The organism is uncultured Thermosynechococcus sp., assembly GCF_938074695.1.
Lineage (GTDB): Bacteria > Cyanobacteriota > Cyanobacteriia > Thermosynechococcales > Thermosynechococcaceae > Thermosynechococcus.
The window spans coordinates 1-23176 of the sequence record NZ_CALJEM010000069.1 but is presented as its reverse complement, the minus strand read 5'-3'; the positions used below and the strand labels follow the sequence as shown (position 1 = coordinate 23176).

Below are 23176 nucleotides of genomic sequence, written 5' to 3'. Positions count from 1 at the left end.
ACCCCTGCGAAAAGCAAAGGGATACCTTTGGCGCGTGGTGGGCGTATCTTGCAGTCGCGGTTTCAAAAGATGTTCCTGTTGATCTGGCACCTGCCATGGCAAATCCCGCGCAAAGCCATGCTGCTTCAGCCGATAGGCTTGGCGATTGGAGTGGAACGTATCCTCGGCCAAATTGCCACGGGTGGGAAACAGGAGGGGAATACCGCCGCGAGCGCTCAACTGCGGGTCGGCAAAGCGTTCCCAATCCGAGTACACCAGTCCATGTCCTCGCCACTGCCAGCGACTAATCAAGCCGCCGCGCTCTGGGATGATTTCGAGGCGAATCCGTTCGGCGTGGAGAGTATAGGGCATTACCATCGCTCGATGGTGCGCTTACTTTTTAGGATACAGCCCCGCCTACGCTAGAATAGCGGCAATGCCCTTGGAGGGAGGCCAATGTCCCTGAGATTTACCCTAAACCCCACCCTACGCTTTTGGTTCAGTGTGTTGCTGGTCACTTGGTTGCTGGGGCTACTGGGGCTAGGCTGGTTAGTACAATCCTTTTTGGTGCTGTTTTTAATCTTAATGTTGACCCCTGTGCTCTTTTTTGTGGGGGTGCAACTTTGGTTGCGCTGGAAGCTGGTGACGGCGGCCTGTCCAGTGTGTGGTTTTGAATTTAGCGGTTTGAACAATACTCAAACCCAATGTCCCGCCTGTGGTGAAGTCTTGAGGGTGCGCGATCGCCAGTTTCAACGATTGGCTCCCCCCGGCACCATTGATGTTCAAGCAGTAGAAGTCAGTCACTCGGTGATTGAGGACTAGCCACAATGGTATGATTAGCCCAAGATTGTTGGTTGCCGGCAAGATGCCCGGTGCAACAATCCCTATCTATGACCAAATTTGTTACAGGATGCCCTATGCGACAACTTAACTTTGTCATGATATTTGTCATTGTCTTGGGCTTGGTTCTCTTTAGTATTCAAAATACAGATCCCGTTAGTATTAAGTTCTTTGAAGGAAAGGTGATTCAAGCCCCATTGTGCATTGAACTCATTGTGGCCATGGGCATTGGTGCTCTCTTTGCTTGGGTCTTTAACGTCTGGGTACAGGTGCAGCGCATCTTTACAATTCGGGTGGAAATGCAAGCCCGCGATGAGCAAATCGCCCACCTTGAGGAGGATGTGGAACGCTACAAAGCTGCCCTTGAGGAACAACAGCGCCTCTTGCCCAGTGTCAGCAGTGCCTCGACAGAAAAGTAGTCTAGAGCCTTAAAAATTCGTTAGGCTAGGAAGTGATTAACTTTTGTTATTTTGTGTTAACTCGGCGTGTCCTATGGCTGCATCTCTGGCTGTTGAAAAGAAAAAGTTAAAAAATCCGCCCCTCCAATTGCACTATTTGGGCGATCGCGTGCTGCGTCAGCCCGCCAAACGGGTCACCAAAGTTGATGAAAGTATTCGCGATACTGTGCGGAAAATGCTGCAAACCATGTACAGCGCCGATGGAATTGGCTTGGCAGCGCCACAAGTCGGCATCAATAAGCAGATTCTCGTCATTGACATCCATCCCGACGATCCCGAAGCAGCGCCATTAGTGATGATTAACCCCGTCATTAAGGACTTCAGTGAAGAGCTGGAGGTATGCCAAGAGGGGTGCTTGAGTATTCCGGGGGTTTACCTAGAGGTGCGGCGTCCAGCAATGGTGGAGGTGGCCTACAAAGATGAGTGGGGACGTCCCCAAGTGATCATGGCAGGGGGGCTGCTTGCCCGTGCCATCCAGCACGAGATTGATCACCTGATGGGCGTAATGTTCGTAGATCGCGTGGAAAACCAAGCGCTGCTGCGCCACGAACTCAAGGAGCATGGCTTTAACGCCAGTGCGGTGCGTCCCATTGCTGCATAAGAAACCTTGGGGGTCATCGTCTGTGGCCAAGAGTTATCTATACCTATTGGGTGCCTGTGTGGCAGCGATCGCCACGGTGGGGAGCCTTTTTGAACTGAGTTCTGGGGAGGCTCAGTTGGGCACTGTACCGACCACTGTGATTTTGCTCCTCAGTGCGCCCCTTGGTTTAGCGGCCTTCATAACGGCTGTGCGCCTTGCCCGTGCCGGCGATCGCCCTTAAAACGTTAGTCCGTAGAACTTGCTATGACACTCATCTACCCTGACGATCTCCAATATCTCGACAGCCATGAGTACCTGCGCCTTGAGGGTGAGACGGCCACCCTCGGCATTAGTGCCTTTGCTGTCGATCAACTGGGAGACATTGTCTTTGTTGAGTTGCCCGCTGTTGGCGATACCCTAGAAACCGGTGAGCGCTTTGGCACGATTGAATCCGTCAAGGCCGTTGAAGATCTCTATGCGCCCTTAACGGGAACTGTAATTGCCGTCAATCAGGCGGTCATTGACAATCCAGAGCAAATTGCTGCCGATCCCTACGGCGAGGGGTGGTTGGTGAAGGTGCAAGTCAGTACCCCTCCCACAGGACTTCTCTCAGCAGCGGATTATCGTGCCCTTGTGGAAGGAGCTTAGGTGGCAACGAACGCTCTGCAAGGTCTTGTGGATGGACTGGCCACAGGCGGTGTTTATGCCATTTTTGCCCTCGGCTACACCCTTATCTTCTCAATTCTAGGCATCATTAACTTCGCCCATGGCGCCGTTTTTGCCATTGGGGCTTACCTCACCTATGCCCTTTTGGGAGAACGCTTTGGCTTTAATGGTCTTTTGGCCAATGCACAACTTCCCTTTGCCCTGCCCTTTGTTCCTGCGTTAGTGCTAAGTGCCCTTGGCTGTGGTCTGTTGGGAGTGGGCATGGATTGGGTGGTCTTTCGTCCTTTACGACAGCGGCAGGCGGATACCCTCTTGACGGTGGTGGCCAGTCTGGGGGCTGCTATTTTTCTCACTCACTTGATTCAATATTTGGTGGGAGCCGAAGTCTATACCTACCCCGATCAACTCTGGGGTGGGTTGCCCCTCACCCTAAAACTGGGAGATATTGCCCTGCGCACCAGCCAGTTAATTATCTTTACAGTAGCTGTGGCCTTGATGATTGCCCTGACCTATTGGGTGAAAGGGACGCGCCTGGGCAAGGGATTGCAAGCGGTGGCCGAAAATCCCACTGCTGCTACATTACTGGGGATTGATGGCGATCGCCTGATTCAAGTGACATTTTTTATCAGCAGTGCGCTGGCGGCTGTTGCCGGCACCCTTGTTGCCTTAAGTGTTGGCATTACAGGACCGCAGTTTGGGGTGATCTTTGGCCTCAAGGGATTAGCGGTGATTGTTCTCGGTGGTCTGGGGAGCTTGCCGGGGACAATGCTGGCAGGCTTTTTGCTGGGACTGGTGGAGGCAATGGTACCTGCGGCTGCATCGGGTTTTCGGGATGCTGTGGCCTTTGCAATTTTGTTTCTTGTGCTGCTTGTGCGCCCCCAAGGACTCCTGGGCCAGCCGCCGGTGGAGAAAGTCTAAGGGCAGCTAGCAATTCCCTGCGGTTGCTAACACAGGGCTACCAGAGGATACCAGCTCCACCTTCAAACTGACGCCAAATTGGGTTTCAAAGGGGTCTTTTTTGTAGTTAACGCTCCAAATTTCTAGCTCACAGCGATCGCTGGGATCCGCTGGATGCACCTGCACACAAAACTCCCGCTGGGGGGCACGCCACTCACAGCTAATGTGATCTACGGCTCCGATTTGCCGCCGATCCAACGCCGAAGCCAACCGCAGCATCGCACTCAGTTGCTCAACAATTTGCCGTTCTCGCCGTCCCACCAACTGGCGGAAGTTTTCATGTTTTTTCTTGGGGGGACTCTTGCGATGATAGCGACAGAGGTTGGCAATGATTTCAATTTCCGTATCGGTGTAGCCGAGCAGGCCGCCGTGGCGCACCAGGTAGTAGGAATGCTTGTGGTGTGCAGAATGGCTGACGTAGTGCCCCACATTGTGGAGAATAGCCGCTGCCCAGAGCAGCTCTCGCTCGACCTCTGTCCAGTGGTGGAGAATCCCTTGGGTGTAATCAAACAGAGTGAGGGCAAAATCGGCAACCCGTTCACTGCTGGGGAGATTGACGTGGAACTTTTGCGCCAGACTGTAGATACTGCGCTGCCGCACTGAGCTTTGATAGCGGAGGCGGTCTTCAATCAGGCCATGGGTGAGCATCCAGTCCACAATGATGCCTTCCCGCAGGGCGCGATCGCAGGTGATGAGGCTAGTTTGGCCAAGCATCTCCATTGCTTCAGCAAGAATCACTGCTCCCGCAACAATAATTTCTGCGCGTCGCTCCGACATCCCCAGGAGTTGACAGCGCTGGCTAAAGTTGAGCCGCCGCAATTTCGCCACCAACGCCTTTAAGTCCGTCAGTGTGAGTTCATAGCCCCGCAGTGAGGGGGGACAAGCGCCGAGACGATCGCAGGTGTGAATCATCATCAGACTTTCAATGGTGCCCGAGGTGCCTACCAATTGGGGCTTCTCATGGGAGCCAAGGTGCTGTCGCAGCTCTTCCACGGCCCGATCCAACATTCCCCGTACATAGGCGCGCAGGGCGGCGTAATCTTGATCGCTAATGGGATCACTCTTAACAAATAAATCTGTCAGGCGTACTGCCCCCACTTTGGTACTGCTGAGATAGCGGGGTTCGTGGCCATCCCCCAAGATTAACTCTGTGGACCCCCCTCCTATATCAATGATGATGTGGGGTTTGCCGTTAAATTCCAGCCCCGAAAGAACCCCCAAGTAGATGCGCCGCGCTTCCTCTTCCCCAGAGATTAAATCAATCGTAAGGCCAGTCTCCTTCTTAACCCGCTCTAAAAACTCGCGACCATTGGGGGCTTCGCGCACAGCACTGGTGGCTACGCCAATAATTTCTTCCGCCTTGAGACCCTTGGCCAGTTCACGACAGCGGCGCAGGGTGGCGATCGCTCGATTCATGGCCTCCTCTGTGAGCTGCCCCGTGATTTGGCAGCGCTCCCCCAACCGCACCATATCCTTTTCGGCGGCAATAATTTTGAAGCTGGGTAAACTGGGCTGAATTTGCACGACCACCATGTGAATTGAGTTTGTCCCAACATCAATTGCCGCCAGAATGCGCTCGCCGAGATGCACCGATCGCCACAGGTGGAGATGTTGTTCAGCCGTCATTGGACTTGTTATGAAGGGGACAAACACCCCCTATGGTACCCTAACTACAACCCTTTTCCCGAAGATGAAATAGACTCAAAAAGACTCAAAACAAGGAAAGCGGGTATCTCCCATTTCAAAAAAAGGCTGTATTTCCTGTTAAGTGATCCTTAATTTTGGCGGCAATCCGTGAGCCTAAATAATCGGGAATGACATTGCCATTGGGGCCGAGGAGATAAAGCAACAATCGCACCCGTCCCTGCCAAAGCATAAAGTTGATATTCACCACCAGCAGTTCCTCTTGCCAAACGGCGTGCATCACCTTGTAAAGTAGTGCGGGATGATTGGTGGACTCCACCAACAGCGCCGGCAGATGAAAGACCTGATCCTGATAAAAGCTGGTAGTAACTTGCGGTAGGCCTTCGTTGAGGTTAAACTCCATCGCCAGCATTTCCTCAACGGCAAACTCGCCACTGAGGGTCTGTTGCAGGGCACGGCGCACCCTTTCACTGCGTTTTTTGGTAAGGGCTTTGCCCTGGTCTGAGAGGATCAGTTTGACAAACACCAGCATCGGTGGTCGTACATGGCCGTAGAGTGAGACATTGTGAATCGTCAGCTTATAGGCGGCCATCACGCCAAAGAGATCACTGAGCAGATAGGAGTGATTGCGGTGGGCAAAGTGGAGAACAGAGCGATCGCCCTCAGGGACAATCTGAATCACTGCCTGATTGGTTTTGTGAATTTGAAACGCCAGTTTCAGGTTCTGCAATTGGACATCCCGACCTACAAATTGCTCATAAAACTCTGGAAAGGAGCGGTTAAACCGCTTCAGAACATCCAGGTTGCGCAGTTGAAAATCGGAAACCATGGTTGAGAGTCGCTATACTATAGCCTAGGCCGGGTTACACTGGGTCACTTTTCCATCTCCAGCATACTTGCATGAGCTTCTGGAAATCGCTGTTCAATTCGCAACCAACTGTGAGTGCCACCACTACGTCCCCTAGTGTAGGGTCTCAGGCAGAACGGGACAATGGCACAGAAAGTAAGATTATTTTTAGCAAAGAAAAAGACATTGACGTCTATGAGCTAGAAGAACTCTGTGATGCCGTGGGCTGGGCGCGCCGTCCCATTCGCAAGGTAAAAAAGGCAATTCAGCATAGCTTTTTGGTGCTCTCGATGTGGGAGCAGCGGGGTGCCTATCGTCGTCTCATTGGCTTTTCGCGTGCCACCTCTGACCATGCTTTTAATGCCACGATTTGGGATGTGGTGGTGCATCCAGAATTTCAGGGGCGGGGGCTAGGTAAAGAATTAATGCGACAGATTATCAAAGAACTCCGCAGTGAGGACATCAGCAACATTACCCTCTTTGCCGATCCCCATGTGGTGGACTTTTACCGTCAGTTGGGCTTTCGCCCCGATCCTGAGGGGATCAAGGGAATGTTTTGGTACCCCAATTCCCGCTAGAGCCGATAATCAGTAACGTAGCCGAATAATCCTTTGCCATGAGCCAAACGCCCCTCGTCACCGAGGCTGAGATTGCTGCCGAAGGTCTCAAGCCCCAAGAGTACAGCGAAATCGTCCGTCGCCTTGGCCGCCATCCCAACCGTACGGAATTGGGGATGTTTGGCGTGATGTGGTCAGAGCACTGTTGCTATAAGCACTCCCGTCCCCTGCTCAAGCAGTTTCCCACCCAAGGGCCACGGGTACTTGTCGGTCCCGGCGAAAATGCCGGCGTGGTGGATCTTGGGGATGGGTTGCGCCTTGCCTTTAAGATTGAGTCCCACAACCATCCCTCGGCCATTGAACCCTTTCAGGGGGCAGCAACTGGGGTCGGGGGGATTCTGCGGGATATTTTCACGATGGGGGCGCGCCCCATTGCCCTGTTAAACGCCCTGCGCTTTGGCGACCTCAAGGAGCCTAAAACCCAACAATTGGTCAAAGGCGTGGTGGCGGGGATTGCCCACTATGGCAACTGTGTGGGCGTGCCGACGGTGGGGGGTGAGGTGTATTTTGACCCTTGCTATCGGGGGAACCCCTTGGTAAATGTCATGGCTCTGGGACTCATGGAAACGCCGGAGATTGTCAAAGCCGCAGCCAGCGGTGTGGGAAATCCCGTCCTCTATGTGGGAGCCACAACGGGGCGTGATGGCATGGGAGGCGCTAGCTTTGCCAGTGCGGAGTTGACCGATGAATCCATTAGCGATCGCCCCGCTGTTCAAGTGGGGGATCCCTTTCTGGAAAAATGCCTCATTGAAGCTTGTCTTGAAGCCTTTCAAACCGGTGCTGTGGTGGCTGCCCAGGATATGGGGGCAGCGGGGTTGACCTGCTCCACATCGGAAATGGCCGCTAAAGGCGGTGTCGGTATTGAGCTGAACCTAGACAAGGTGCCCGTGCGGGAAGCGGGCATGGTGCCCTACGAGTTTCTGCTCTCGGAGTCCCAAGAACGGATGCTCTTTGTGGCGGCTCAAGGGCGGGAAGCGGAACTGATGGAGATTTTTCATCGTTGGGGCTTGCAGGCCGTGGTGGTGGGGCAGGTAATTGCAGAACCCGTGGTGCGGGTACTCTACCGAGGCGAGGTGGCCGCCGAGGTACCTGCCCGTGCCCTAGCGGAAGACACGCCTGTGTATGAACGGCAGTGCCCCAGTGAGCCGCCAGCCTATGTACAACAGGCACAGCAGTGGTCAGTGGAGCAATTGGCTCTCCCCTGCCAATCTCCCTCGGAGATCTTACTCACCCTCTTGGCCACCCCCAGCATTGCTTCCAAGGCATGGGTCTATCGCCAGTACGATCACGAAGTACAAAACAATACCCTGGTTTTTCCCGGCGATGCCGATGCTGCCGTGATTCGCCTGCGGGGCACTCAAAAGGGGATTGCCGCGACCGTAGATTGTCCCAGTCGTTACGTGTACCTAGATCCCTACGAGGGGGGCAAAGCAGCAGTGGCGGAGGCCGCCCGCAATCTGAGTTGTGTCGGGGCAGAGCCTCTAGCTGTCACCGATAATCTCAACTTTGGCAGTCCAGAAACGCCCGTGGGGTATTGGCAATTGGCTCAAGCCTGCCGCGGTCTTGCTGAGGCCTGTCGGGCGCTAGGGACTCCGGTGACTGGGGGGAACGTCTCCCTCTACAACGAAACCATTGATAGCAACGGCCAGCCGCGACCCATCTATCCCACGCCGGTGGTGGGGATGGTGGGGTTGGTTCCCAACTGGCAGCAGGTTGTGGGGCAGGGCTTTCGGGCAGCAGGAGATGCTATTTACCTATTGGGCTTGCCTCTGACAACGCCTCTAAGTGATCCGCGTATCAGCCTAGGCGGGTCGGAATACCTTGCCCAGATCCATGGCCTTGTGGCGGGTCGTCCGCCGCAAGTTGATTTAGACTTAGAGCGGCGGGTGCAATCAGTGTGCCGCTATGGCATTCAGGAGGGGTGGATTGCCAGTGCCCACGATTTGAGTGAGGGGGGCTTAGCCGTGGCCTTGGCGGAAAGCTGTCTCAGCGGCCAGCGGGGGGCGAAGATTCAATTGCCGGTGGGTACCTATCCCCGCTGGGATGTGCTGCTATTTGCAGAAGGGGGAGCGCGAATTCTGGTTTCGGTGCCGCCGACGAAACAGACAGCGTGGGAAGCCTATGTACAGGCGCAATTGCCCGACGCTTGGACACGCCTAGGGGTTGTTAATGGTGAACATACAGAACTGTGTATTGACACCTGTGACAATTCTCCGCTCATCAAGGTTACCATGGAAGAGTTAGCTCTTGCGTGGCGATCGCCCCTGCCAAAGTATTTGGACTAAATGACAGAACAACAATTTGCGGACAAGCCGGAAGAAGCCTGTGGGGTATTTGGGGTTTATGCCCCCGGCGCAGATGTGGCTCGCCTCGCCTACTTTGGTCTCTATGCCTTGCAACATCGAGGTCAGGAATCCGCAGGAATTGCCACATTTGCGGGTGACACGGTGCACTGCCACAAGGATATGGGTTTGGTGTCCCAAGTCTTTAGCGAAGAGATTCTGGGACGGCTGGTGGGAGACTGGGCAGTCGGTCACAACCGCTACTCAACCACAGGGTCTAGTCGCATTGTCAATGCCCAACCCGTAGTGGTAGAAACTCGCCTAGGGTCTTTGGCCTTGGCCCACAATGGCAACTTGGTGAACACCTATGCCCTGCGGCAACAGGTGCTGGCCTGTGAGGCGCCGCCAGCGGTGTTGGCGAGTACAACGGATTCAGAACTGATTGCTTGGGCGATCGCCCAAGCGGTAGCCACGGGGCAATCGTGGTCAGAGGGCATCATTACTGCGGCTCAACAGTGCCAAGGAGCCTACAGCTTGGTGATCGGTACGCCGGCGGGATTGTTTGGACTGCGGGATGCCCACGGCATTCGTCCCCTGGTGATTGGCCGCCTGCTGACAGAGGGGAAGTCTCACTATGTCCTTGCTTCGGAGACCTGTGCCCTCGATATTATCGGCGCTGACTATGTGCGGGAGGTGGAGCCGGGGGAGTTGGTGCACATCAGTGCCAGTGGCATGGAGAGTGTGCAATGGGCAGAATCCCAACGGAAACTGTGCATCTTTGAGATGATTTACTTTGCCCGCCCCGACAGTGTCATGCAGGGAGAAAGCCTCTACAGCTACCGCCAGCGCCTAGGGCAGCAGTTGGGGCGTGAAGCGCCCGCCGATGCCGATGTCGTGATTGCTGTCCCCGATTCTGGGGTACCAGCGGCCATTGGCTTTTCCCAAGCAACGGGGGTGCCCTATGCCGAAGGCCTAATTAAAAATCGCTATGTGGGGCGCACGTTTATTCAGCCCACCCAGTCAATGCGGGAGGCAGGGATTCGGATGAAGCTGAATCCGCTGCGGGATGTGCTGATGGGACAGCGGGTAGTGATTGTGGATGACTCCATTGTGCGGGGCACTACTAGCCGCAAAATTGTCAAAGCCCTGCGCGATGCGGGTGCCGTCGAAGTTCACATGCGCATTTCTTCGCCCCCTGTCACTCATCCGTGCTTTTACGGCATTGATACCGACAGCCAAGATCAACTCATTGCCGCCACCAAGTCTGTGGCGGAGATTGCAGCGCAGATTGGCGTGGATTCTCTAAGTTACCTTAGTTGGCAGGGCATGATTGCGGCTACCTACGATACGGGCGATCGCTTTTGTTCCGCCTGTTTTACGGGCAAGTATCCGATTAATATCCCTGAGCCGGTGAAACGGCAAAAGTTGGTACTTGAGCAAATTCCCCAATGAGTCTGGACTACGGTGACTGGCCTTCCCTCCTCTCTGCTGACCAAGTTAGTGCAGCAACCACAAGTATCAGCGAATTGCGCTCGACTCCCCTTGGCCTAGCTTGGTTGGAGCGGCGTCCCCAGGAAAAGGGGCGAGTCGTACTGGTGCGCCAAGGGCAAGACCTGTTGGCGGCTCCCTGGAGTGCGCGATCGCGGGTGAATGAGTACGGCGGCGGCGCCTACTGGTGCCATGGTGATCAGATTTACTTTGTCAATGATGCCGATCAGGGCATCTATGCTCTGCGCGACGCTACCCCCCAGTTGATCTATCGGGCTGACAATTGCCGCTTTGCCGACGGCTGTGTCGATCCTGGGCGCGATCGCCTGCTGTGTGTTGAAGAAGTGCATCCGCCGACGGGGAGATCGCAGCAGTCCCTTGTTGCCATTTCCTTTGCGGGGAAACGGAGTCCTTTGGTTCAAGGCGCCGGTTTCTACGCTGCACCGCGGTTGAGTCCAGAAGGCAACACCCTGGTCTGGCTGCAATGGTCCGCGCCCCAGATGCCGTGGGATGGCTGCGAACTGTGGGGGGCAACAGTCAAGGGAGACGGCACGCTGGGAACCCCTTACCGCATTGCCGGCAGCAGCGAGGAATCCGTGCAACAGCCCCAGTGGCAGGGAGAGGCTCTCTACTACATTAGCGATCGCTCGGGCTGGTGGAATCTCTACCGTTACCGTAACGGTCACCATGAGGCCGTTTGGCAAGCTCCCTATGATGCCGGCGTGCCCCTGTGGGTCTTTGGCCAATCCACCTATGCTCTTGTAGATCCTGAAACTGCGGTGTTGACCTATAGCGATCGCGGGCTGTGGCGGCTGGCGGTGGTGTCTTTAGAAACAGGGGAATGGCAAACGGTGCCGACGGACTATACGGAAATCCATTCCCTAGTGCGCTTGAGCGATCGCGCCGTTGCTTTTATTGGCAGTTCACCTCTGTTGCCTCCCCATATTGTGCAGTTCAATCTGGATGACGGCACCCCCACACCGCTGCAACCCATTGCTGCTCCTCTGCCGCCGGCGTGGATCTCCCAGCCGGAGGTGATTGAATTTCCCACAAGTGACGGGGCAACGGCCTATGGCTTTTTCTACCCGCCCCAAAATCCTCAGGTACAATCCCCAGTAGGCTCACGCCCACCCTTGATCGTCAGATGTCATGGGGGGCCGACGGCTGCCAGTGGTACAGGGTTCGACCTACGCACCCAGTTTTGGACAAGTCGCGGCTTTGCTGTATTGGATGTCAACTATCGCGGCAGTACGGGTTACGGGCGCGCCTATCGCAATGCCCTGCGGGGACAGTGGGGCGTGATGGATGTGGCGGACTGTGCTGCTGGAGCACAGTATCTGGTGGCTCAAGGACGGGTAGCTAGCGATCGCCTAGCCATTCGCGGCAGCAGCGCCGGGGGCTACACTGCCCTTTGCGCCCTGACGTTTACCACGACCTTCCAGGGGGGGGCAAGTTACTACGGCATTGGCGATCTCATTAGCCTGCTTAAGGAAACCCATGCCTTTGAAGCCCATTATTTTGATCAACTGATTGCTCCCTATCCCGCAGGGGCAGACCTCTACCGCCAGCGATCGCCCTTCTACCATGCAGAACACCTCACCCGCCCGGTGATTTTCTTTCAGGGGTTAAAGGATGTGATCGTTCCCCCAAGCCAAGCGGAACAGATGGTGGCTGCCCTACAGGCCAAAGGCGTTCCTGTGGAATATTACACCTTTGCTGAAGAGGGTCATGGCTTTCGCCAAAGCAGTACGATCGCCACCGCCCTTGCGGCAGAGCTGAGATTTTATCAAAGACATTTACTGAAAGGTTAATAACAATGTTTACTGGTATTATTCAGGCGATTGGTATGCTCCAGCAGCGCTCCGAGTCCCAGTTGGTGATTACAGCCACGGATGCCCCTTTCCTTGGGGACGTGGCCGTTGGCGATAGTATCGCCGTTGATGGTGTCTGCCTCACAGTGGAAACCTTTGATGCCACGGGGTTTACGGTCAGTGTCTCCCCGGAAACGCTGCAGCGCACGACATTGGCAGCCAAAGCAGCAGCAGGAGCCATGGTGAACCTAGAACCTGCCCTGCGAGTCGGGGATAAAGTGGGTGGCCACTTTGTTACGGGTCATGTGGATGGTGTCGGCACCGTCCTGGCGATCGCCCCCACCGGTACCAGCTGGGAGTTCACCTTCTCCGCGCCTGAGTGTGTTGCTGCGTACATCATTCCCAAGGGGAGCATTGCCATCAATGGCATCAGTCTCACCGTTGCCCATTGCAATGAAAAAGGGGATGAATTCAGCATTGCTGTCATCCCCCACACCTACGCAGAGACCACATTGCAATTTCTCAGGCTTGGTGACGAAGTGAACCTAGAGGCGGATTTATTGGGTAAATATACCCATAAATTTCTCCGCTTTCCATCTACCTCACCGCCCGCAGAAATTGACCTCGCATTTCTCCAAGCCCATGGCTATGCCTAGGGGCATTACTTTTTCTTCTTGCTGGCACGGGACTTGCTACCCGCCTTTTTAGCGGCAGCACCGAATCCTTTACTCTCAGGAGCCGCTTCAGGCGGAGCTGTTTCTGCCGTCGTTTCAAGGGCTGCCTCTGTGGTAGTTTCAGGAGCTACCTCTGCCACGGTTTCAAGGGCTGCCTCTGTGGTAGTTTCAGGAGCTACCTCTGCCGCAGTTTCAAGGACTGCCTCTGTGGTGGTTTCAGGAGCTGCCTCTGCCGTAGTTTGAGGGGTCGTCTCCGGCGTGGTTGCCGCTGTGGCTTCAGGGACACTGACAGTTTCGGTCGCTTCCCTTGGGGCTTCAGCCGCTTTTGCAGCGGTGCTCATGGCTTGGGTTTGGGCGGCCACCTCCTCAGCAAGGTTAGTTTCTTGCTTCTCAATTCCCTCACCGAGGACAAAGCGTTGAAAGCGGCGAATGCGGATATTTTCCCCCAGCTCGGCAATGTGCTCTTTGACCAACTCCTCAACGGTCTTGGACTGATCGCGGATAAAGGGCTGGTTGAGCAGACACAATTCTTTGAGGGTTTTTTCCAGTTTGCCCGCCACAATTTTCTCCTTGACTTCAGGAGGTTTCCCCTTCAGAGCATCGGAGCCGAGGGCAATCTGGCGCTCTTTTTCCTTGTACTCAGGGGGAATATCGTCCATTGAGACAAATTCCACATTGGGACAGGCAGCAATTTGCTTGGCAATGTCCTGGACAAGGGCTTTGAATTTCTCGTTGCGAGCCACAAAGTCGGTTTCGCAGTTGACTTCCACAAGCACACCAATGCGCCCGCCGGTGTGAATGTAGCTATCCACTAGACCTTCAGCGGTGACCCGCCCGGCTTTTTTGCCGGCGGAGGCCAGACCCTTCTGCCGCAACCAGGCAATAGCGGCTTCCATATCGCCGTTGGATTCCTGCAAGGCTTTCTTGCAGTCCATCATGCCGGCACCGGTCTTTTCCCGCAGTTCTTTGACTAGTTTGGCTGAAATCTCTGCCATAATCTGTTCCTCAAGGATTAAGCATCAGAATCTTCTGGAATATCTAGAGCCTCAGCGTCGCCATCTTCGCTGGTGGTCATCCCCTCCTCGTCCTCCTCAGCGAGATCCGTTTCGAGTTCCTCCAACTGACCATGGCGGCCTTCGTAAATAGCATCGGCTAGTTTCCCCACAATCAGCTTAATCGAACGAATGGCATCATCGTTAGCCGGAATGGGAAGATCCACTTGGGTAGGGTCGCAGTTGGTATCCAGCAGGGCGACGATGGGAATGCCTAATTTGTGACACTCAGCAACAGCGTTGTATTCCCGCTTCACATCAACGATAATCGCCACATCGGGGAGTCGCCGCATCTGTTTGATCCCACCAAGGTATTTTTGCAGCCGTGCCAGCTCTCGCCGTAGGGTCGAAGCCTCCTTTTTGGGGCGCAGATCAATGAGGCCGCTTTCCTCCATACTTTCCAATTCTTTGAGGCGCTCCACACGGGTTTTAATGGTGCTCCAGTTGGTGAGCATCCCCCCCAGCCAGCGCTGGTTCACGTAGTAGCTGCCACAGCGGAGAGCTTCCTGTTCGATAATGCCGGCGGCTTGGCGCTTAGTACCAATAAACAAAAAGCGCTTGCCTTTTTCAGCGGCGTTGCGGACGTAGTTGTAGGCTTCATCCAGCAGTTGGGCGGTCTGGACAAGGTCAATGATGTGCACCCCATTGCGAACGGTGAAAATATAGGGTGCCATGCGGGGGTTCCAGCGGCGGGCTTGGTGGCCAAAGTGAACCCCTGCCTCTAGCATTTGGGCAAGGCTCAGAACTGCCATTAAGTTGTACTCCTATGGGTTCAACAACCATTCGTCCATCATCCGGTGAGGACACCCAAGGGGACGAATGTGAAAGATTTGCAGACTTATTATCATACTCAATGGGCAAGACCTTTGGGAAGTGCTCTTGACGCTCGGAGGGGGTCAACCCATTCTGAAGAATTCAAGACGGCTGGGTGGTGCTTGACAGTGGATATTTCCCGCTTGCGATCGCAATGGCAACAAATTCACAGTGAGGAGACCTGTGCAGCCGTTGTTGAGCAGCACTTTGTGCAACCCCTGCTGAGTGTGTTGGGCTTTAGCGATCGCGATCGCCTCTCCTTTTTTGACACCGGTGCGGGCATTGCCGATGTGGCAGCACGTTTCCCCCGCGAGAATCAGCCTCCCTTTTGTCAAACTCAAGTTGACCCCGATTTAATTGTTGAGATTAAAACTCCCGCTCGTCGCTCCCGTAATACGCCGACTCAAACCGTGGCCTTGAACCTTGACAGTCGTTCTACCCATCAGAGTCGCGCTCTACAACAGCTACGGCAACTTCTCAGTGGTTGCCATTGTCAACGAACCACTTGGGGGCTGATCACGAATGCCCGCCATCTACAGCTTTTTCAACGCCATGGCCACTTGGTCTATCCAGCCACGCCCAATTATGAACTGACGGGCGATCGCCTTGAGGGAATTATCGAAGACCTCAAAACCTGCTTGCAATCTCGCCCCCGTGCCATCACCCTGTGTCTCTATAACCACAAGGGGGGAGTGGGCAAAACCACCACCACGATTAACCTAGGAGCCACCCTTGCCGTGGCGAATGCCGCGGTGTTGCTCATAGATTGCGATCCCCAAGGGGATCTCAGTCGTGCACTAGAATTAACGCCCACCAATACAACGCTCGCCAGTTGCCTGCAAAACCCTGAGGAGCCGATTACAGCCACGATTCGCCCCTTTCACTTGCGCATCCGCACCAGCAGCAGCATTCAGTCTGCCCACATCTTTGATGTCATTCCCGCTGCCCCTGACTTGCAAAGCATTCTGATTCAGGCAATGCAAACGCAAAATCCACCCATTACCCGCCTGCGGGAATGCCTCTTGCCGTTGCGCGATCGCTACGACTACATCCTCATTGATTGCCCTAGTGCGTGGCTTTTCTTAAGTAAGAGTGCCGTATATGCCAGTGATGCTGTTTTGATTCCCACCCGGCACACGGATTTATCTTCGCTCAACAACGCCGCTCAGGTTATTCATCAGTTTCTTTTTGGTGAGATTCACACCCTTCGCCGCGAAGGGGGGCCCCTTCCTTTGCCCATTTTCTTTAATGGTGCCCCTACCACAGACAAGGCGATGGCCGTTGCCCAAGCAGAAATTGAAAGGATTCTGCAGAAACTCCCCCACCTCACCCCCTACTTTTGGCCACAGTATCAAGCCAATGACACAAGTGTATTTGCCATCCCTGAATATGCCATTATTTCCCGTGCTGCCTTTGCCCGTGTCCCTGCGGTGTTCAAAGATAAGCGTGTCTTAGGCTTCTATCAGACATTGGTGCAGACCTATCTTCAGCCTTTGACGTAACAGACAACCTTTTTAGCAGAATTCATAAAAAATCTGATAGCGCTCTTTTTGTTGGTGGCAGGGCTTCTGGCAAAGAGGACACTGTTTGACCAAGTGTGAATATCCATTTATTTCATCGCTTCTGGCCGAAAAAAGAAACACTGGGGAGCAGTTGGCGCTAGCACAACAACACTGGCAATGGCGCGATCGCCCACCGGAAAACTGGCTGCCCAATGTTCTAAAGGCTGGGCTGCCGTCCGCTGCCATACCCCTATCCCCTGAGCTTTGAGCCATGCTTCGTAGTAGGTCCAGGCCTGCAGAAACAGGCAATCGCCCTCCCCTAATATCCTTTCTTGCAGAGCAGCGCCAAAAAACCGCCGACTAATGGCCAGACGCTGAGGACAGGAGCGCAAGATTTCCACATCTACCCCCACAGCGGCTCCGCCACTGACGGCCAACACAGCTAAGCGACCACTATGGCTCCAGTTAAATTCCAACGCATCCAAATAGGGCTTACCCCCGGCAGCACGTGGTAGGGGCTTCTCCCCAAGATTCGGTTGATAGCAACGTAGATAGGTGCGCAGGACAACCTCACTGGGAACCTCAGGGGGAAGCGTTAGCCACCAAAGATGCAGCGTATGGGAATCTAGGGTGAGATCGGGGTGTGGCGTCTGCCATTGAGGGGCAATAACTGGGGGTAAGGACGCATCCCACACATTAAAAACTGAGGCGTTCTTTTAGCAACAATAGGTGAGTACGGGGATTAATTGGGCTGCGGGGCAGCGGTAACTCCAAGTTGGGCCAATTGGGGAGACTCGCACAGGGACAGTGCACAGGGGGCAACCCATGGTAGGGTAGGGGCACAGGCATTTGGCAGCGGGCACAGGGGGTAATGTCCCAAGAGTCGCCGAGGAGTTGGGCAATCGTCTCCGTCGTGTCCTCAAGAAAGCATTCTCCTGCTTGACCGGAGAGCACATAGGCCCAGCAGGCCTCAAAGGCCTGACTGTAGCGATCGCCCTGAAGGACAGGTTGCGGCAGCACAGTATGCTCTCCACCCCAGATACACAGTCGTTTGCCCAACTGAAACCAGTAGGCGAGATAGGACTTTACCTTGGCTTGGGCAGCCAAAAAGGCACAGCCTTCCAACTCCATCATTGACACAACCCTCGCTGCTGTACTTACTACCCTAGCGCAAGAAAACGAGGGCGATAGAGCCTAATGAATCGCCGCCAAAGAGGCATCCAACTGCCCCCAACTGTGGCCATCAAGGGCCAACTGCTCAATGAGACTGGCCAAGCGCAATGCTTTGAGGGCTTGCTCCCCACCCACCGAGGGGGGATGACCGCCCCGCACACAGTTGACGAAGTGCTCCAACTCTGCATGGAGGGGTTCAATATTGCTGGTATAAACCTTCTCGATCAGGCCGTCTTGGCGGTAGAGGACTTGGCCGTGATCAGTGCTGCAGGAGGCGGTGGTTTTGCGGTGAATGAGAATCTCGTTTTTTAGGAAATCCGCCTCCGTCAGGGAATTTTTGCAGTGGGCAGCTATGCGCCGTTGCTTGCGGTGGGTGACTTTACTGGCGGTGAGGGTGGCAATAATGCCGTTGGCAAACCCCAAGGTAGCGGTCACGTAGTCCAGATACTCGGAATTGGCAGAGCGACTGCCTGCCGCTGTCAGGCGTACCACAGGGGAATTGGTGAGTTCCAGTAGCAGGTCAATGTCGTGGATCATTAAATCGAGAACGACTGAGACATCATTGGCGCGATCGGAGTAGGGACTCATGCGATCGGCCTCAAGGGCAAGGATTTCCTCCGTGCGTAGGACTTTGCTCAATTCTTGAAACGCAGGGTTAAATCGCTCAATATGCCCCACTTGGAGAATGCACTGACACTCCGCTGCCGTATTCACGAGGGATTCTGCTTCACTGATACTGGCGGCAATGGGTTTTTCCACCAAAACATGCACCCCGTGGCGCAAGCAGGTAATGCCCACTTCGTGGTGGAGACGGGTGGGTACGGCAATACACACCGCCTCAACATGGGGCAGCAAATCCACATAGTTTTCAAAGAATTTCACCCGATATTTGCTGGCGGTATCAATGCCCCGCTCCAGATTCACATCAGAGATGCCCACAAGTTCGACATCTTTAAGTAAACTCAAAACACGGGTGTGGTGCTGACCCATATTGCCAACACCAATAACGCCAATGCGCAGTGGTTCGGGCTGGGGACGGACGGCAAAGCTCATGTTTAGTTCTTTCACTCCTCTACGCAACCGGGGAAAGGTTTGGTGTTGGCGATCGCCCGCCGTAAGTAGTAGGTAAATATCCACAGGATGAACATTTTCAGAAAGATGCTACCACAGCATTGCCAAATGTAAAGTTTTTGATAGACAGGTAAGATGACGACACAAAAGGCCGTTGTGTTGCTCTCAGGCGGGTTAGACTCCAGCACCGTCTTATTTCGTGCCAAAGCGCTGGGCTATGCCTGCTATGCCCTCTCCTTTGACTATGGACAACGCCATCGGCGGGAATTAGAAGCAGCGATCGCCATTGCTAAGGCAGCAGGCGTTCTTGAGCATCAAATTCTCTCCCTCAATTTACGGTTGTGGGGTGGCTCTGCATTGACGGACTCAACCATTGACCTGCCCTGCGATCGCGATCTGGCCACCATGAGTCAAGAGATTCCCGTCACCTATGTTCCCGCCCGCAATACGATTTTCTTGAGTGTTGCCCTCGCCTATGCCGAAGCCCTAGGAGCGCAAACGGTGCATATTGGCGTCAATGCCCTTGATTATTCTGGCTATCCCGACTGCCGCCCCGACTATATTGCCGCCATGCAGGAGGTCTATCGCCTTGGCACCAAGCAGGGGCGTGAAGGTCAGCCCATTGAAATTGTGACGCCCCTCCTCGAACTTCATAAAAAAGACATTATTCGTCTTGGCAATGAATACGGCGTACCTTGGGAAAAAACATGGTCGTGTTATGGTGAGGGTGAACAGGCCTGTGGTCGCTGTGATGCCTGTCGCTTGCGTCTAGCCGCCTTTGCCGAATTGGGGCTTGTAGATCCTTTACCTTACGCGGTTGACCACCCGTTGTAGGTTCGGTAAATCCCCCTTTTGCTTCCAGCGGGAGCGATCGCACTATAGGTAAAGAGAGAGGGTTAAGCCCAATATGGGTGCTGTGCCCCGCATCAAAGTTAGCCTGCAAAGGGAGTTTTCGTCGCTATGGCAAAAGTTGTTGGAATTGATCTGGGGACCACCAACTCCTGTGTGGCCGTCATGGAAGGGGGCAAGCCCACGGTTATTGCCAATGCTGAAGGGTTTCGGACAACGCCCTCCGTTGTTGCCTACACCAAAAATGGCGATCGCCTCGTGGGTCAAATTGCCAAACGGCAAGCAGTGATGAACCCCGAAAATACCTTTTATTCTGTGAAGCGCTTTATTGGCCGTCGCTTCGATGAGGTGACCCACGAAGCCACTGAGGTCTCCTACAAAGTTTTGAACGTCAATGGCAATGTCAAGCTGAATTGCCCTGCCCTTGGCAAACAGTTTGCCCCCGAAGAAATCTCTGCTCAGGTTCTGCGCAAACTCAAAGAAGATGCCAGCAAATACCTTGGCGAGGAAGTCACCCAAGCGGTGATTACCGTGCCTGCCTATTTCAACGACTCGCAGCGCCAAGCCACCAAAGATGCTGGCAAAATTGCCGGTCTGGAAGTGCTGCGGATCATTAACGAACCCACCGCCGCCTCCTTGGCCTATGGCCTTGACAAAAAAGCCAATGAAACCATCCTCGTTTTCGACCTTGGGGGTGGTACCTTCGATGTGTCCATTCTCGAAGTGGGTGATGGCGTGTTTGAAGTGCTCGCCACCTCTGGAGACACCCACTTGGGCGGTGACGACTTCGATAAAAAAATTGTTGACTACTTGGCTGAGTCCTTCCGTGCCCAAGAAGGCATTGACCTGCGCAAAGACAGACAAGCACTGCAACGGCTCACGGAAGCGGCAGAAAAAGCCAAGATTGAACTCTCCAGCGTCATGCAAACGGAAATTAACCTGCCCTTTATCACCGCAACGCAGGATGGTCCGAAGCACCTTGACATGACGCTCACCCGCGCTAAATTTGAGGAACTCTGCTCTGATCTGATTGATCGTTGCCGTGTCCCCGTCGAGCAAGCCCTCAGGGATGCCAAACTCACTAAAGAGCAGATTGACGAAGTGGTTTTGGTGGGAGGTTCCACCCGTATTCCCGCGATCCAAGAGCTGGTCAAACGGCTATTGGGCAAAGACCCTAACCAGAGTGTGAACCCCGATGAAGTGGTGGCTGTGGGTGCTGCCATCCAAGCTGGGGTGCTGGCAGGGGAAGTGAAGGATATTCTCCTTCTGGATGTTACGCCTCTGTCCCTAGGGGTGGAAACCCTTGGTGGTGTGATGACCAAAATCATTCCCCGCAACACCACGATTCCGACGAAGAAGTCCGAGATCTTCTCCACTGCTGTTGATGGTCAAACCAATGTGGAAATCCACGTCCTGCAAGGGGAGCGGGAAATGGCTGCCGACAACAAGAGCCTCGGTACCTTCCGGTTAGACGGCATTCCTCCGGCACCCCGTGGCGTCCCCCAAATCGAAGTCACGTTTGATATTGATGCCAACGGCATCCTCAACGTGACCGCTCGCGACAAAGGCACCGGCAAACAGCAGTCGATTAGCATCACAGGCGCCTCAACGCTGCCTAAAGAGGAAGTGGAACGCATGGTGCGCGAAGCGGAAGCAAACGCCGCCGCCGACAAAGCCAAACGTGAGAAAGTTGAAACCAAAAACCAAGCCGAGCAACTCTGCTATCAGGCTGAGAAACAGCTGAATGAGCTGGGGGATAAAGTCTCAACCAGTGATAAAGACCGTCTCACCTCCCTCATTGCCAACCTGCGTTCGGAAATCGGCACTGAAGCTGAGAAGAAGCCCATTGAGTCCATTAACTTTGAACGGGTGAAATCCCTGATGCAGGATCTGCAACAAACCCTCTACAGTGTCGGCTCCAGTGTCTACCAAAGTGCTCAGTCCAGTGATGGAACTGGCTCCGGCAGCAGCGGTAGCAGTGGTAGTAGCGGTGACGACGAAGTGATTGACGCTGAGTTCTCGGAAACTAAATAGTCCCGCCCATTGGCAACTTTCTGCCAGAACAAGGCTCCTCTCCCCCTAGGTCAAGGCTTAGGGGGGTTCTCATTTCCTTTGGTGCAGTATGCTTGCAGCTTTTGCGAGGGGAGACTTCTTGTCCTCAGGGAAAAATTACGATATAATATTATTCCTGTACTTAATTTTTGTTGAATGCTGAGACCACCCCTACCATCGAGGTAAGCATGGCCAAACGCCGCAATCCCAAGAAAGAAAAAGCCCTTCGTAACCAAGCCTATGCTCGCAAGTTTCGCAAGCGTTCTTCGGGTCGCTACAGCCGCCGCCTAAATACAGAAAATCGCCCAGAGACGAAGACCACTGAAACTGTTGAGGAAATGACGGACGCCTAGAGGGCAGTCGGTGATTAAGCGCGCGTTGCCATGGCGAGAGTTCGGAGTTGCGTTTTTAACCGTCTTTTGGGCTGAATTTGCCGATAAGACTCAAATTGCTGTATTTTTCATGGCTGCCCGCGCTGCTTCTCCTTGGCTAGTATTTTTGGGAGCAGCTTTAGCCTTAGTGACGACTAGTTTAATTGGGGTATTGATTGGTCGCTGGTTGTCACGGTACCTCTCAGAACAGCGATTACAAACACTGACGGGCAGCAGCCTGTTAGCGATCGCCCTTTGGCTATTGTGGGATATGTTGCACCCAAGCCTCTGATGACCGAGATCACAAATCATCACTGAAGGGATCGAGGGAGAGAGTTTCTTCAGTTGACAGTTGCCCCCTGCTAAAGTGAGGGGATAAACTTGGGCACGCTGATTATCTTAGGCACTGTCTAAGTGGGTGGAGACCTGAGGAGACTGTGGAGAATGCCATCCCAAGTCATTGAACTGTGGTCGTTCTTCACGAGTGTTGCCGATGCACCTTTGTTTCGCCTTGAGCGGGAAACCATTTCCCGGCGTTGGCTGTTTCAAGTGGTGCTACTTCTTATCCTTGTTGCAATTCTGGCGCGCTTTTTTAAGGGAGTGCTGAAAGATCAGCTCCTACCCCGCTTGGGCTTAGATTTAGGTAACCGCGAAGCCATTTCCACCGTTGTCAGTGGTGCCGAGGGGCACTGGGTTCCATTATTGTTCTACAAGCAGTGGGGATTAACCTTAATGATGGCCATGACGGCTACGGTGTTGTTTGTTTTGCCCAGGGAGGGATTTGAACAGTTGCTAAAAGAACACCCTGATATTGCAGGGGCGATCGCCCACCGTCAGGATGTGCTGGCGCAACATCAACAGGAGCTTCAGCAACTGAGTATCCAAGAGCAGGATCAAAGTCGGCCGATTAACTGGATTCGCGATCGCCTGCAAAAACTCCTGAGTTGGTAAATGTGCTCAATCGGTTGAATCAAGACTAAATGCGTTTTCCAAGTATTGATGCAGCCGATAGGCACCTGCTTGGTATCGCACTAAGGCGACATCAAAGCGACAGGGATGATCCTGCCACTGGGGCTGACGTTCTAGGAAGGCTTGAGCGGCCAAAATGAGTTTGCGTTGCTTGCTAGGGGAAATGGCGCCGAGGCCATCACTATCCCAGTTGCGAGAACGGCGGGTTTTTACTTCGACAAAGCGCACCACTCCTTGCAGATCACAGGCGATAATATCTAGCTCACCCCAAGGGCAAGCCCAGTTCTGAGCCAAAACTTGACACTGCTGGGTTTGTAGCCACGCGACAACCACGGCTTCCCCGCGATCGCCCACGTGGCGCATAGACCTTAAGCTTCAATGGGTTCGAGATTAAACAAGTTTTGGAGGGTTTGCATAGCGCGTTGACGACTCTCTAAATCCCGTTGAGATTGTAGTTGCACTGTCGGGTCATGGAGAATTT

The 23176-nt window shown here is 54.2% G+C and carries 24 protein-coding genes and 2 pseudogenes; 17 read left to right on the top strand and 9 right to left on the bottom strand.

The features are described from left to right. Positions 1-351: pseudogene (locus Q0683_RS10020) on the bottom strand (aldose epimerase); the annotation flags it as partial. Positions 352-435: 84 nt separating this feature from the next. Here Q0683_RS10020 and Q0683_RS10015 point away from each other — a divergent pair. From Q0683_RS10015 to Q0683_RS09990, 6 genes are all read left to right on the top strand, one after another. Continuing rightward, positions 436-801 carry a hypothetical protein gene (locus Q0683_RS10015; protein WP_298611275.1) on the top strand — a complete coding sequence of 122 codons (366 nt, stop codon included), beginning with the start codon at positions 436-438 and terminating at the stop codon, positions 799-801. A 95-nt stretch (positions 802-896) separates the two neighbouring features. Continuing rightward, complete coding sequence (locus Q0683_RS10010) at positions 897-1238, top strand: LapA family protein (protein WP_298611279.1); 342 nt, start codon at positions 897-899, stop codon at positions 1236-1238. A 73-nt stretch (positions 1239-1311) separates the two neighbouring features. Continuing rightward, the gene (gene def, locus Q0683_RS10005; protein WP_298611282.1) at positions 1312-1878 is read left to right on the top strand and encodes a peptide deformylase; all 567 of its coding nucleotides are present in this window, start codon (positions 1312-1314) and stop codon (positions 1876-1878) included. A gap of 22 nt (positions 1879-1900) precedes the next feature. Next, positions 1901-2098: a hypothetical protein gene (locus Q0683_RS10000; protein ID WP_298616987.1), complete on the top strand. Its 198-nt coding sequence runs from the start codon at positions 1901-1903 to the stop codon at positions 2096-2098. 23 nt (positions 2099-2121) lie between these two features. Then, complete coding sequence (gcvH, locus tag Q0683_RS09995) at positions 2122-2505, top strand: glycine cleavage system protein GcvH (RefSeq protein ID WP_298611288.1); 384 nt, start codon at positions 2122-2124, stop codon at positions 2503-2505. Next, complete coding sequence (locus Q0683_RS09990; RefSeq protein ID WP_298611291.1) at positions 2506-3441, top strand: branched-chain amino acid ABC transporter permease; 936 nt, start codon at positions 2506-2508, stop codon at positions 3439-3441. Between the two features lie 6 nt (positions 3442-3447). Here the strand turns inward: Q0683_RS09990 and Q0683_RS09985 are convergent, their stop codons facing one another. Both Q0683_RS09985 and Q0683_RS09980 read right to left on the bottom strand, forming a co-directional pair. Further along, complete coding sequence (locus Q0683_RS09985) at positions 3448-5106, bottom strand: Ppx/GppA phosphatase family protein (RefSeq protein WP_298977522.1); 1659 nt, start codon at positions 5104-5106, stop codon at positions 3448-3450. A gap of 115 nt (positions 5107-5221) precedes the next feature. Continuing rightward, the gene (locus tag Q0683_RS09980; RefSeq protein WP_298616988.1) at positions 5222-5953 is read right to left on the bottom strand and encodes a hypothetical protein; all 732 of its coding nucleotides are present in this window, start codon (positions 5951-5953) and stop codon (positions 5222-5224) included. Positions 5954-6024: 71 nt separating this feature from the next. On the opposite strand from Q0683_RS09980, the gene Q0683_RS09975 reads away from it, so the two are divergent. The 5 genes from Q0683_RS09975 to Q0683_RS09955 are packed head-to-tail and all read left to right on the top strand — an operon-like array spanning position 6025 to position 12825. Then, positions 6025-6549 carry a GNAT family N-acetyltransferase gene (locus Q0683_RS09975; protein ID WP_298616989.1) on the top strand — a complete coding sequence of 175 codons (525 nt, stop codon included), beginning with the start codon at positions 6025-6027 and terminating at the stop codon, positions 6547-6549. Between the two features lie 38 nt (positions 6550-6587). Continuing rightward, complete coding sequence (gene purL, locus Q0683_RS09970; protein WP_298977519.1) at positions 6588-8873, top strand: phosphoribosylformylglycinamidine synthase subunit PurL; 2286 nt, start codon at positions 6588-6590, stop codon at positions 8871-8873. After that, on the top strand, positions 8874-10322 hold the full coding sequence (gene purF, locus Q0683_RS09965; protein ID WP_298977517.1) for an amidophosphoribosyltransferase: 1449 nt from the start codon (positions 8874-8876) through the stop codon (positions 10320-10322). After that, positions 10319-12169, top strand: a complete 1851-nt coding sequence (locus tag Q0683_RS09960; protein WP_298977516.1) for a S9 family peptidase — start codon at positions 10319-10321, stop codon at positions 12167-12169. The genes purF and Q0683_RS09960 overlap by 4 nt, the downstream gene beginning before the upstream one ends. A gap of 5 nt (positions 12170-12174) precedes the next feature. Continuing rightward, the gene (locus Q0683_RS09955; RefSeq protein WP_298614050.1) at positions 12175-12825 is read left to right on the top strand and encodes a riboflavin synthase; all 651 of its coding nucleotides are present in this window, start codon (positions 12175-12177) and stop codon (positions 12823-12825) included. Positions 12826-13193: 368 nt separating this feature from the next. Here Q0683_RS09955 and tsf read toward each other — a convergent pair. Then, a pseudogene (tsf, locus tag Q0683_RS11065) lies at positions 13194-13838 on the bottom strand (translation elongation factor Ts); the annotation flags it as partial. A gap of 17 nt (positions 13839-13855) precedes the next feature. Then, on the bottom strand, positions 13856-14647 hold the full coding sequence (gene rpsB / locus Q0683_RS09945) for a 30S ribosomal protein S2 (RefSeq protein WP_298614054.1): 792 nt from the start codon (positions 14645-14647) through the stop codon (positions 13856-13858). A gap of 189 nt (positions 14648-14836) precedes the next feature. On the opposite strand from rpsB, the gene Q0683_RS09940 reads away from it, so the two are divergent. Continuing rightward, on the top strand, positions 14837-16210 hold the full coding sequence (locus Q0683_RS09940) for a ParA family protein (RefSeq protein WP_298977512.1): 1374 nt from the start codon (positions 14837-14839) through the stop codon (positions 16208-16210). 107 nt (positions 16211-16317) lie between these two features. Here the strand turns inward: Q0683_RS09940 and Q0683_RS09935 are convergent, their stop codons facing one another. Genes Q0683_RS09935 through Q0683_RS09925 form a run of 3 tightly spaced genes read right to left on the bottom strand, consistent with a single transcriptional unit; the run spans position 16318 to position 18436 of the window. Next, positions 16318-16905, bottom strand: coding sequence for a 4'-phosphopantetheinyl transferase superfamily protein (locus tag Q0683_RS09935; protein ID WP_298614058.1), 588 nt, complete (start codon positions 16903-16905; stop codon positions 16318-16320). 1 nt (position 16906) lies between these two features. Continuing rightward, positions 16907-17344, bottom strand: coding sequence for a hypothetical protein (locus Q0683_RS09930; protein WP_298977511.1), 438 nt, complete (start codon positions 17342-17344; stop codon positions 16907-16909). Between the two features lie 60 nt (positions 17345-17404). Next, positions 17405-18436, bottom strand: coding sequence for a Gfo/Idh/MocA family protein (locus Q0683_RS09925; RefSeq protein WP_298977525.1), 1032 nt, complete (start codon positions 18434-18436; stop codon positions 17405-17407). Between the two features lie 153 nt (positions 18437-18589). On the opposite strand from Q0683_RS09925, the gene queC reads away from it, so the two are divergent. The 5 genes from queC to Q0683_RS09900 all read left to right on the top strand — a co-directional run bounded on the left by queC (position 18590) and on the right by Q0683_RS09900 (position 22677). Then, a complete protein-coding gene (gene queC, locus Q0683_RS09920; RefSeq protein WP_298614062.1) occupies positions 18590-19288 on the top strand; it encodes a 7-cyano-7-deazaguanine synthase QueC in 699 nt (232 codons plus the stop codon). Between the two features lie 126 nt (positions 19289-19414). Further along, positions 19415-21337, top strand: coding sequence for a molecular chaperone DnaK (gene dnaK, locus Q0683_RS09915; RefSeq protein WP_298977508.1), 1923 nt, complete (start codon positions 19415-19417; stop codon positions 21335-21337). 206 nt (positions 21338-21543) lie between these two features. Beyond that, complete coding sequence (locus Q0683_RS09910) at positions 21544-21708, top strand: hypothetical protein (protein ID WP_011057571.1); 165 nt, start codon at positions 21544-21546, stop codon at positions 21706-21708. 10 nt (positions 21709-21718) lie between these two features. Then, positions 21719-22018: a TMEM165/GDT1 family protein gene (locus Q0683_RS09905; RefSeq protein ID WP_298614067.1), complete on the top strand. Its 300-nt coding sequence runs from the start codon at positions 21719-21721 to the stop codon at positions 22016-22018. Positions 22019-22170: 152 nt separating this feature from the next. Beyond that, a complete protein-coding gene (locus Q0683_RS09900; protein ID WP_298977506.1) occupies positions 22171-22677 on the top strand; it encodes a hypothetical protein in 507 nt (168 codons plus the stop codon). Positions 22678-22683: 6 nt separating this feature from the next. Here Q0683_RS09900 and Q0683_RS09895 read toward each other — a convergent pair whose 3' ends face one another. Continuing rightward, complete coding sequence (locus Q0683_RS09895; protein ID WP_298977505.1) at positions 22684-23058, bottom strand: YraN family protein; 375 nt, start codon at positions 23056-23058, stop codon at positions 22684-22686. Positions 23059-23176: the final 118 nt, after the last annotated feature.